This is a genomic window from Spirillospora sp. NPDC049652, assembly GCF_040675125.1.
Taxonomy (GTDB): domain Bacteria; phylum Actinomycetota; class Actinomycetes; order Streptosporangiales; family Streptosporangiaceae; genus Spirillospora.
Window position 1 is genome coordinate 1 of record NZ_JBFAOF010000199.1, and the last position, 9,604, is coordinate 9,604.

Annotated in this window: 11 protein-coding genes; 6 read left to right on the plus strand and 5 right to left on the minus strand. The window is 71.5% G+C overall.

Annotation, left to right across the window (positions count from 1 at the left end):
- Nucleotides 1-40 precede the first annotated feature (40 nt).
- The 3 genes from AB0J52_RS15640 to AB0J52_RS15650 are packed head-to-tail and all read right to left on the minus strand — an operon-like array spanning nucleotide 41 to nucleotide 1,438.
- The gene (locus AB0J52_RS15640; protein WP_500182272.1) at nucleotides 41-430 is read right to left on the minus strand and encodes a DUF2178 domain-containing protein; all 390 of its coding nucleotides are present in this window, start codon (nucleotides 428-430) and stop codon (nucleotides 41-43) included.
- A complete protein-coding gene (locus AB0J52_RS15645; protein ID WP_500182273.1) occupies nucleotides 420-611 on the minus strand; it encodes a helix-turn-helix transcriptional regulator in 192 nt (63 codons plus the stop codon). The genes AB0J52_RS15640 and AB0J52_RS15645 overlap by 11 nt, the downstream gene beginning before the upstream one ends.
- A gap of 47 nt (nucleotides 612-658) precedes the next feature.
- Nucleotides 659-1,438 carry an alpha/beta fold hydrolase gene (locus AB0J52_RS15650; RefSeq protein ID WP_500182274.1) on the minus strand — a complete coding sequence of 260 codons (780 nt, stop codon included), beginning with the start codon at nucleotides 1,436-1,438 and terminating at the stop codon, nucleotides 659-661.
- Between the two features lie 60 nt (nucleotides 1,439-1,498).
- Here AB0J52_RS15650 and AB0J52_RS15655 point away from each other — a divergent pair, with 60 nt between their 5' ends.
- The 3 genes from AB0J52_RS15655 to AB0J52_RS15665 all read left to right on the plus strand — a co-directional run bounded on the left by AB0J52_RS15655 (nucleotide 1,499) and on the right by AB0J52_RS15665 (nucleotide 4,213).
- Nucleotides 1,499-2,707: a helix-turn-helix domain-containing protein gene (locus tag AB0J52_RS15655; RefSeq protein WP_500182275.1), complete on the plus strand. Its 1,209-nt coding sequence runs from the start codon at nucleotides 1,499-1,501 to the stop codon at nucleotides 2,705-2,707.
- Between the two features lie 255 nt (nucleotides 2,708-2,962).
- A complete protein-coding gene (locus AB0J52_RS15660) occupies nucleotides 2,963-3,235 on the plus strand; it encodes a hypothetical protein (RefSeq protein ID WP_500182276.1) in 273 nt (90 codons plus the stop codon).
- Between the two features lie 57 nt (nucleotides 3,236-3,292).
- Nucleotides 3,293-4,213 carry an NADP-dependent oxidoreductase gene (locus tag AB0J52_RS15665; RefSeq protein ID WP_500182277.1) on the plus strand — a complete coding sequence of 307 codons (921 nt, stop codon included), beginning with the start codon at nucleotides 3,293-3,295 and terminating at the stop codon, nucleotides 4,211-4,213.
- A 66-nt stretch (nucleotides 4,214-4,279) separates the two neighbouring features.
- Here AB0J52_RS15665 and AB0J52_RS15670 read toward each other — a convergent pair whose 3' ends face one another.
- Nucleotides 4,280-7,327: an NACHT domain-containing protein gene (locus AB0J52_RS15670; protein WP_500182278.1), complete on the minus strand. Its 3,048-nt coding sequence runs from the start codon at nucleotides 7,325-7,327 to the stop codon at nucleotides 4,280-4,282.
- Nucleotides 7,328-7,477: 150 nt separating this feature from the next.
- A complete protein-coding gene (locus AB0J52_RS15675; protein ID WP_500182279.1) occupies nucleotides 7,478-7,789 on the minus strand; it encodes a hypothetical protein in 312 nt (103 codons plus the stop codon).
- Nucleotides 7,790-7,987: 198 nt separating this feature from the next.
- On the opposite strand from AB0J52_RS15675, the gene AB0J52_RS15680 reads away from it, so the two are divergent.
- The 3 genes from AB0J52_RS15680 to AB0J52_RS15690 form a co-directional block, all read left to right on the plus strand.
- A complete protein-coding gene (locus AB0J52_RS15680; RefSeq protein WP_500182280.1) occupies nucleotides 7,988-8,377 on the plus strand; it encodes a helix-turn-helix transcriptional regulator in 390 nt (129 codons plus the stop codon).
- Between the two features lie 227 nt (nucleotides 8,378-8,604).
- Complete coding sequence (locus tag AB0J52_RS15685) at nucleotides 8,605-8,886, plus strand: hypothetical protein (RefSeq protein ID WP_500182281.1); 282 nt, start codon at nucleotides 8,605-8,607, stop codon at nucleotides 8,884-8,886.
- A 100-nt stretch (nucleotides 8,887-8,986) separates the two neighbouring features.
- The coding region (locus AB0J52_RS15690; protein WP_500182282.1) for an LLM class F420-dependent oxidoreductase at nucleotides 8,987-9,604 on the plus strand (618 nt) is incomplete at its 3' end.

A 9,604-nucleotide genomic window follows, 5' to 3' on the forward strand; every position in this document is an offset into this window, starting at 1 on the left:
CCGCGCGAGACGCCTCGCGCGGGGCGACTTCCCGTCGTGGTCAGCCGCGGCGGGCGTAGTAGGCGGTCGCGCCGCCGTAGGAGAGCGCGAAGACGGCGCCGAGCCACGTCCAGGGGCGTCCGTCGTGCCCCCGGCCCAGCTCGGCGAGCAACGCCCCGACCATGGCCACGACCAGGATGTTCAGCGTGAACGACGAGGCCCGCAGGTTGATCTGCCTGCGCCGCTCGTCGGTCACCTCGCCGCGCATCAGCGCCACGGTCTCCGAGCGCCGCGAGCCGAGGACCAGCAGCGCCGAGTACGCCCACATCACCGCGACCCCGAACACGGCCATCCAGACCTTGCCCCAGGCCATGAAGAGCACGAAGTAGGCGACTCCGGCCACCACCCCGAGCACCGGCGCGCCCCAGCGCTCCGCCCGTTCAGTCGTCATGAAAGATCTCCTCCACCGTCGCGCCGAAGTACCGCGCGATCCGGATCGCGAGCGGCAGGGACGGGTCGTACCGCCCCTGCTCGATCGCGTTCACGGTCTGCCGCGACACCCCGAGGTCCCGTCCGAGCTCGGCCTGCGACAACCCTTTGCCCATCCGCAGCTCACGCACGTCGTTACGCACATATGGAAAGTAAGCTTTACACCTCGGGATGTCAAGCGTCCTTTACATCAGCAGCCCGCCGAGGCGAGCGCGGCGTCCAGGCGCGGGCCCACGACGTCCGTCTCGGCCAGCCCGCCGATGTGGTCCAGCCCGTCGAACGCCAGGACCGTGAAGCCGAGCTCCTCCAGCCGCGCGGTGTCGGCCGCGGTGCGCCGGGCGATCGCACCGCCTCCGACCAGGTCGAACATCCGGCAGCCGGGCTCGCCGTCCCGCGTCCCGTACCAGGTGATCTTCGGCCCGGTCTTCTTCGCCAGCGCCTCCGAGTCGTCCCGGCCGAGCCACTCCCGGTACATCAGGACGCCCATCCAGTGCTCGGCGGCCTTCTCGGGCATCCCCGCCGTGAGGACCCCGGCCCGCGCCCCCTCCACATAGCCCAGCCAGTAGTCGCCGCCGGAGAGCAGCGGGAACCCGCCCACCAGCAGCCCGACGGCCCGCTCGGTCAGCGGCGCCAGGAACCCGGCGAGCGCGCCCATCCCCGAGTACCCGCCGAGCACGAACTCCGGCATTCCCGCCGCGTCCGCGACGGCGTGCAGGTCCGCGATCTCCATCTCGGCCGGGAAACGGGTGAAGGACGCCGGGTCGAACTCACCGCCAGCCTCGTCCTCGGGTTCGAGCACTCCGACGACCTGCCGGGGCTTGTATCGCACGACCCGATGCCGCGTGCTCAGCGCGGCGGCCAGCTTCCCCTGCTCCCCGCGAACCCGTGTCGGCAGGACGATGCCGGGTCCTTCCTCCCCGACGACCTCGTACCAAAGGCGGAACCCGTCCTCGGTTTCCACAGATGCCACGACAACCTCCTCTGTTGGGTGCCGCGACCCTACGCTGAGGGGGAGTCGTCAGGAGGCGTCATGAACGACGAGGAGACGATCGGGACGCGTCTGCGCAGGTTGCGGCGTTGGCGCGGCATGACCCTGGACCAGCTCGCGGGCCAGGCGGGCGTGTCGAAGTCCTTCCTGTCCATGGCCGAACGCGGCGTGCGCGCGGTGGACCGGCGCTCGCACATCGCGGCGCTCGCCGCCGCGCTGCGGGTCTCCGAGGCCGAGCTCGTCGGCGGTCCGCACCTGACGGCCGATCCGGTGCAGGCGGGCCCGCACGCGATGATCCCGGCGCTCCGGATCGCGCTCACCGCGAACACGCTGACCGCCCCGATCGCCGACCGCGCCCGTCCGCTGCCGGAGCTGACCACCGAGATGGGACGCATCGACCGCAGCGAGTACCGGCACACGGAGGTCGCGACCAGGCTGCCCGTCCTGATCGACGAGCTGCACGTCCACGCCTGCGCGCCCGTGGATGAGAACGCGCGCAGGGAGGCGCTCGCCTCGCTGGTGGACGCGTTCCAGGCGGCCACCTTCACCAGCAAGGACCTCGGCTACGCCGACCTCGCCCACATCGCCGCGCTGCGTGCGGCCGAGATGGCCGGAGCACTGGGCGACGCGGTCAACCAGGGCAAGGCCGACTCCCTGCGCGTCCACACCCTCCCCACCGGCTCACGCGAGTTCCGGCTGAACGTGGCCGAACGGGCGGCGAACACGCTGGAGCCGCACGCCCGGAGCCCGCTCGGCCTCCAGGTGCTGGGCATGCTGACCCTTGCGGCGGCGTTGTCCGCCACCTTGGCGCAGCGCTTCGACCTCACCGCGCACTGGCTCGACGAGGCGTCCGCCCTCGCCTCCCGCGTCCCGGACGAACCGGGCAGGAACTGGGGCGCGTTCTCGTCCGCCAACGTGGCCGTCTGGCGCGTCGCCCTCGCCACCGAGCGCGGCGAAGGCGGCGGCGTCCTGCTCGACCTCGCCGGCGACGTGGACGAAAGGAAGATCGCCGCCCGTCCGGGCCGGCATGCGACCTTCCTGGCGGACGTCGGCCGCGGCCTCGCCCGCGACCGCAAGACCATGCGCGAGGCACAGCAATGGCTGCTGCGGGCCGAGTCCATCGCCCCGCACAAAATCCGCAACTCATCCGCCGTCCGCGAAACCGTCGCCACCATGCTCACCCGAGCCACGACCAGCGCAGGAGGCCGTGAGCTGCGCGGACTCGCCGCGCGTATGGGTGTCCCGCACTGAGTTCACACGGGTGAATCTCAGGCGTGTTCACGCGCCTACTGTCCGTCAACATGAATCGTGATGTGTGCGAGGGGATCCGGACTGCGCTGCGGCGGGAGTTTCCGGGGTGGACGATCATTCAGGCGCGGGACACGGGTCGTTGGTGGGCGACGCGCGGTCCCGGGCCGGGGGAGCTCGTCCAGGAAGGGCCGTCCGTGGCGGAAGCGGACACGCCTGAGGGGCTGCGGCGGCAGTTGCGCGAGCTCGGATTCGGCGGTGAGTGACCCCCTCGCCGAACTCGCCGACCGGCTCGTCTCGTCCGGGCTGCGCGTGACGTCGCATCTGGGGCCGCTGCCGGACGACGTGGTGGTCGCGCTGCTGGTGACGAACCCCGCGATGCCGTCCGTCGGCGAGAGCGTCCGTTGGGACGGCGGCTACCTCGACTCGGCGGGTCGGCGGCTCGGCGGCGATCCCGTCGGCGAGCTGCGAAGACGCCTGGCTTCGGCCGAGGCGGTCGCGAACCGGTGGCGGGAGCTGCGGCGGGCTTGACCTCAACATTGATCGAGGTTCTAGCGTGGTGATCACTTGAGAGCTGAGGAGATCATCATGCGGGTTGCAGGATTCAGTGAGCCGGGCGGACCGGACGTGTTGCGCATGCTGGACGTCCCGACGCCGGAGGCGGGCGCCGGGGAGATCCGGGTCCGGGTGCGGGCCGCCGGGGTCCAGCCGTTCGACCTCGCCGTCCGCGAGGGATGGACCCCCGGCTACATGGAGACGCCGCCGCCGTTCCCGCGCGTGCCGGGCAACGAGTGGGCCGGTGTCGTGGACCAGCTCGGGGACGGAGTGACGGACTTCGTGGTCGGGGACGAGGTGATGGGCAACTCCATCCTCGGCTCCTATGCGGAGTTCGTCGTCGTGCCCGTCACGAACGCCGTCCGCAAGCCCGCCGGGATGCCGTGGGAGGTCGCCGGAGCCTTCCCCGCCGCTGTCATGACCCCGCACATCGCGCTCGAAGACCTCCGCGTGCAGAAGGGCGACACCCTGCTGATCCACGCGGCGGCGGGCGGGGTCGGCGCGGTCGCCGTCCAGATGGCGGTGCACGCGGGAGCCACCGTCATCGGGACGGCCAGCGAGGAGAACCACGACTACCTGCGCTCACTCGGCGCGGTTCCGGTGACCTACGGCGAGGGCCTGGCCGACCGCGTCCGGGCCCTCGCGCCGGACGGCGTGGACGCCGCCTTGGACGGCGCGGGCGGACACGCCCTCGAAGTCTCGCTGGAGTTGGTTGAGGACCGCGACCGCATCCTCACGCTGGTCGAACACGGCCGCGCCGAGGAGCTCGGCATCCGGGTGACCAGCATCGCGAAGCGCTCGATGGCACGAGTCGCCGACGCGGCCCGCCTCTACGAGGAAGGCCACCTGAAGCTGAACCTCAAGGGCGTCCACTCGTGGACCCGCGCGTCCGCCGCCCACGAGCAGGTCGCGACCAGCCACGGCCGCGGCAAGGTCGTCCTGGTCATGGACTGACCCCGCCGAACACGACGGCGGCGGGCCCCGGAACGGCCCGCCGCCGCTCATGCCGGAAGCCGCGCTTCACCCCTTGGCGTTCCATGAGATTCGGCGGCTGGGCGCGAGGCTCTGCTCGGTGGCCAGGGCGCGGTCGAACAGTGCGCCTGTGGGAGAGCCCGGCAAGCAGTGCTCGCTCAGGCGCTCGTACATGGAGCGCCGCCAGCCGGGCGGGAGGCGTTCGGCGTCCACGATCAGTTGGCGGAGGAGGAGGACGGACCAATCCGTTGCGGCGGCGCCTCGCAGGAAGGCGAGGCAGTCCTCGTACCGCTGCACCAGCTCGTTCTGCTCGATGTCCGGGTTCAAGGCGGCCCAGCACAACCTCAAATACGCGTGCGCGCCGGAAACGATGCCCTGGGAACTGTCGGCGAATGACGTGACGAGTGGCTCCATGCTCGACACGTCCCAAAGCGGGGATTCGAGCGCGTGGATGAGGACGTCGCTCTCCGGCTGGCACGCGAAATGCGCTGTGCCGACAAGCCGAGCGGAACCGCTTCGGAGAATGCGGGCGTGCGCCGAGCTGTGCAGGAACCAGTCGGCCTTCTTCGAAGGCTTGAAGGTCATCGGCGCGTTGAGCAGGAGGATGTCCGGTCGGTCGTCCGTCCAGATGCGAGTGAGACTCATCGCGGACGCCAGGCCGAGCCAGCCTTCGGCGGTCAGTTGTGAACGCCAGAGACCGGTGCATCGCTGCCATTCCTCGACCGGGTCCGACGAGTCGGGGAACACTTCGCTTCCGGTGAGCCGGTCTTTCGCCACCACGAGCAGGACGAGCAGGTTGGCGGAGTGAACCGCCACGCGCGCGGGAACGGTGCTCCTGAGCGGTTCGTACTCGGTCAGCGTCCGGCCCGTGCGTACGGTGAACGCCTCGTGGAAGAGGGCGTAGAGCAGGTCGCCCATGGCGGCACGGACCGGAGAGCGCGCGATAAGGAACCGGACGAACGACACCACCGCGTTGCGCTCGGTCAGTGGGGCGAACGACAGGAGTGCGTGCAGGAAGGCGTCGTCCAGCCGCTGGTGACGATTCCTGGTCGCCTGGGTGAAGGTCACCAGATCCGACAGTTCGCGGACGATCAGCCTGGCCACCAGGTACTCGCCGAACGTCGCGTGCAGGAACTCGTAAGTACCGCGCACCTCCCCGCCCTGCACGGCCTGGGCCCGGTGGACGAAGAAGAAGCGGCCGACGACCGTCTGTCCCGGCGTCAGCGTCGCGCGCAGGGAAGCCTGTCGCGCGCCGCCCGGATCGGGGAGCAGCGCGGCCAGGTCCCCGGACAGTTCGTCCTCGGTGACCCACTGGCGGCCCCGGTTGAACATCGCGAACGCGGTGATCGACAGCCGCTGCAGCTCGTCCTCGACGGCGTCGGCGAAAGCCGCGCCGTCCAACTCAGGGTGGAGTTTGCGCACCTCGCGCTCGGCGAAGCGGGTCAGCAGGCGTTCGTACAGATCGGCCGAGTCGAGAGCGTGGTCGTCCTTCTGGAGGGCGTTGTCGTCGGAGTCGTACAGCGCCAGCATCAGCAGGAGCAGCGGTTGCGAGGCCAGCTCGGAGTGACGCAGCGCGGTCTTGACCGGCAGCGGTGACAGACCGCGCGCGGCCAGAGCCGCCGCATTGGCGTTGTTCCAGACGTCCAGCCAGCGGGCCGTCTGCTCCTCGGAGAACGGCTCCAGCCGGACGGCCACGATGCCGCTGTTCGGGATGCGCATACGGTCCGCGACCGACGTCCGGCTGGTCACCAGCACCGCGACCGGACGGCCCTGCGCGGCCTCGCGCTCCTGGAACCGGACGACCTGCTCCAGGTAGTCCGACTGGCTGACGCCCGTTGCCTGGAGGAGTTCGTCGAAGCCGTCCAGCAGCACGACCGGCAGTGCGTCGCCGGCGCTGCGCGCGAGGTCCGGCCAGCTCACGGCCTCGCCCGTGGCGGCTCGGACGCCGGCCTCGATCTGGGTCTGCAGGTCGGCGTCGGCCGGGACCTCGCGCAGTGCCACGCGCACCGCCATGAAGTCCTCGGGCGGCAGCGACGCCGCGAGCATCTCCGTGAACTTCGACTTGCCCGCGCCCGGCTGTCCGAGCAGCAGGAGCGGTTCGCTGACGGTCGCGAACGACGTCAGGTACCCGACGAGGAACGCCTGCAGGTCGTCGTGGACCCCGCCCCGCTCCCAGGTCGCCTCCTCGTTGAGCCGTACCGTCGGATGGGCCTGCGCGACCCGGTACCGCGGATTGACGTAGATCTCGGCGAGGCTCGGGAACCGCAGGGCTCCGGGCGACTCGGCGCTCAACGTGACGGGACGGTCCAGCCGCGCGCGATGGGCGCGGGTCAGCGCCGCGCGGCGGTCGTCGGGGGCGGACCCGGAGGAGAGCCGTTCGAGGACGGCCCGCAGCCCCTCCAACCCGGTGCGGACGGACGCCAGCTCGGCGCGGGTGGCGTGGTGGTCCATGCGGTCCGTCCAGAACGCGAGTTCCGGGAAGTCCGTGGCCAGCCGCAGGTACAGCTCCTCGTATCGCGCCATCGCGGCGGCGGGCACGACCTCGGTGAGGACGCGCTGGGTCTCCAGGTCCAGTTCGCCTTCGACCCAGGCCAGTTCCGTGACGGCGATGCCGAGGCCCTCGAAGAACGGCAGGCCGTCCCGGTGCGGGGAGCCGTCGTAGCGGATCAGCGCGTCCTGCTGGGCGGACGCGTCCTGCGTCAGGTACGAGACGACCCGCTTCAACCGCCGGGACGGCTGGGCGCCGACGAGGCTGAGCTGGTCGGCGCGGGAGAAGGCGCGCAGCCGCGGCGGGAGGTCGGCCTCGGCCAGGGCGTCGAAGAAGGCGGCCAGCATGATGACCTTGCGGGCCGCCTCCAGACGTTCGGTCCGGGAGAAGCGGGACAGGCCGCGCATCCTGTCGCTCAGGCCCGAGACCAGTTCGTGGCTGAGCCTGCCGAGCTCGCCCTTGGCGTCGAACAGGCTGAGGGCGAGCTCGCTGCCGCCGGCCGTCGCCGTGAGGAGCACGCCGCCCATGAGGCGGTCCAGGGCTTCCACGACGGGGCTTCCGCCGCCGAGGATCTTGACGGCGTCCTTGTAGCTGAGTCCGCGGGCCATACCGGTGAGACGCCCGGCGGGGGCGATGCGTTGCGGAGGGATGGAACCTCCGGTCGGCGCGGGGGTGGGGTGCGCCGGGCTACGGGGCCCGGAGGACCCGCGCCGACCGGAGGGGCCGCGGGAGGGCGGTGGTCGGTGGTGGCGGTGTGGTCAGCGGGAGAGCAGTGCGGTGACGACCGTGGCGAGGACGGCCGCCGCCGCGGTGATCAGGGACAGCAGGGCGACGGTGTGGCGGAAGCGGGTGTCGAGCGATCCCCGGGTGACCTGTTCGCGTTCGGCCGCGGTGAGCCGGTCGTCCAGGTCCTGGATCTGGCGGGACAGTTCGTCGCCGCGGCGGTCGTGCAGGTCGTCGCGCTGGTAGAGCAGGGCGATCCGTCCCTCCAATCCGGCGATCCGGACGTCGGTGCCGCGGCGCAGTTCGGCCAGCGCCAGCTCGACGGTGAATGGTCCTTCCTCGGTCAACGGCTTCAGCCTCTCGTCGTCTCTCGGGCCGCGCCGGTGACCGGTGGAGGTCCGTCCCGCGGACCCGTGGCTTCCACCATAGGAATGTTCCGGCAAGGTAGCAAGGGTATGGCTGGTAATAACCGGAAACTCTGATGTAGGAAATTTTCCGCTTCCGATTGCTGGATGTTCCTTACTGTTTCCGCCATGCTGGGAGGCATGGGAAACGGTCCCGACCGGGAGCGGGTCGCCAAGTACGTGGTGGCGCGGCGGGGGGCGCTCGGGCTCACGCAGGAGCAGCTCGCCGAGCGAGCCGGGGTGACGGTGAAGACGGTCTACAACCTGGAGGCCGGCGGACGCTGGCCGCAGGCGCGCACGCGCGGCGCCATCGAGGCGGCGCTGCTGTGGCGGTCCGGCGATCTCGCGCGGGTCGGGGACGGCGCCGAGCCGGAGGAGGCGGACCGCCGCGAGACGCGCGGCGAGGAGGCCGTCCGCGAGCTCGCCGAGCTGGACGCCTACTTCGCCGACCTGCGCGCCGGGGCCGGCGACAAGCGGCGGATGGCGCTGGCCTTCCTGCGCGCCCTCTACAACGAGCCGGACGGCCGCTGACCCTCCCCGCCCGGCCGCCGCAGACGTACGGACCGGCCGCCGAAGTGCCTGGTCAGGATGGGCGGTTCTGCATCGTTTTCGGCATTTGAGAATTTCTCGTACTGACCGGTTGTTGCGGCCTTGACTGAGGGGCACACTAGGGGAGCCGGACCGGGTCAGCGCGGCCCGGCGGGCGACGCCGGTCCCGGTGCGCCCCGGGATCCCCCGCTCCCGTCGGGTGAGGAGTGGTGACAGCGATGCTCGCGCTCGCGATCGCGTCCAGCGCCGTCGTGCTCGGCGTTCTCGCGCTGGTCCTGGCGCTGGAGGCCGTCCGGCTGGCCCGCCAGGTCCGCGCCGGGCAGCACCGCATCGCCCGCGAGGTCGAGCTCCAGACGCGCGTGATGGCCGCCGCGGCGCGGCTGGCCGCCACGCCGGACACCGGCTCCACCCCGTCCACGCCGTCCGCCCCGACCGGCGACGGCTCGTCCGCCGAGGGGGACGGCCGTCCGGGAGGCTCTCCGGTCGGCTGACCGGGCCGGCCCCGCGCCCGCTCACCCCCGGGAACCCCCTCGTGCGCGCAGGGTCACCCCCGGGCGTGCGGACGAGGCCAGGGCGTATGAGGATGGGGGCATGCGTCTTCGGATCTTCACTGAGCCCCAGCAGGGGGCGAGCTACGAAACACTGCTGGCCGTGGCCAAGGCCACTGAGGACCTCGGGTTCGATGCCTTCTTCCGCTCCGACCACTACCTGAAGATGGGGGACGTGTCGGGGCGTCCCGGGCCGACCGACGCGTGGATCACCCTCGCGGCGCTGGCCCGCGAGACCAGCCGGATCCGGCTCGGCACGCTCATGACCGCCGCGACGTTCCGCTACCCCGGCCCGCTGGCGATCTCGGTCGCGCAGGTCGACCAGATGAGCGGCGGACGCGTCGACTTCGGCATCGGCACCGGCTGGTTCGAGGAGGAGCACACCGCGTACGGCATCCCGTTCCCGAGCCTCGGCGAGCGGTTCGACCGGCTGGAGGAGCAGCTCAAGATCCTCACCGGCCTCTGGCGGACGCCGGAGGGCGAGACGTTCGACTTCGAGGGCACGCACTACAGCCTCAGGAACTCGCCCGCGCTGCCCAAGCCCGCCCGTCCGGACGGCCCGCCGATCCTGATCGGCGGTTTCGGGGCCAAGCGGACGCCGCGCATCGCCGCCCAGTACGCCGACGAGTACAACGTCCCGTTCGCGCCGAGGAACGCCGGG

Bases quoted from the DNA above. Each gene is read 5' to 3' on its own strand.
- AB0J52_RS15640 (WP_500182272.1), bottom strand. From the start codon at position 430: ATGACGACTGAACGGGCGGAGCGCTGGGGCGCGCCGGTGCTCGGGGTG.
- AB0J52_RS15655 (WP_500182275.1), top strand. From the start codon at position 1,499: ATGAACGACGAGGAGACGATCGGGACGCGTCTGCGCAGGTTGCGGCGT.
- AB0J52_RS15665 (WP_500182277.1), top strand. From the start codon at position 3,293: ATGCGGGTTGCAGGATTCAGTGAGCCGGGCGGACCGGACGTGTTGCGC.
- AB0J52_RS15670 (WP_500182278.1), bottom strand. From the start codon at position 7,327: ATGGCCCGCGGACTCAGCTACAAGGACGCCGTCAAGATCCTCGGCGGC.
- AB0J52_RS15680 (WP_500182280.1), top strand. From the start codon at position 7,988: ATGGGAAACGGTCCCGACCGGGAGCGGGTCGCCAAGTACGTGGTGGCG.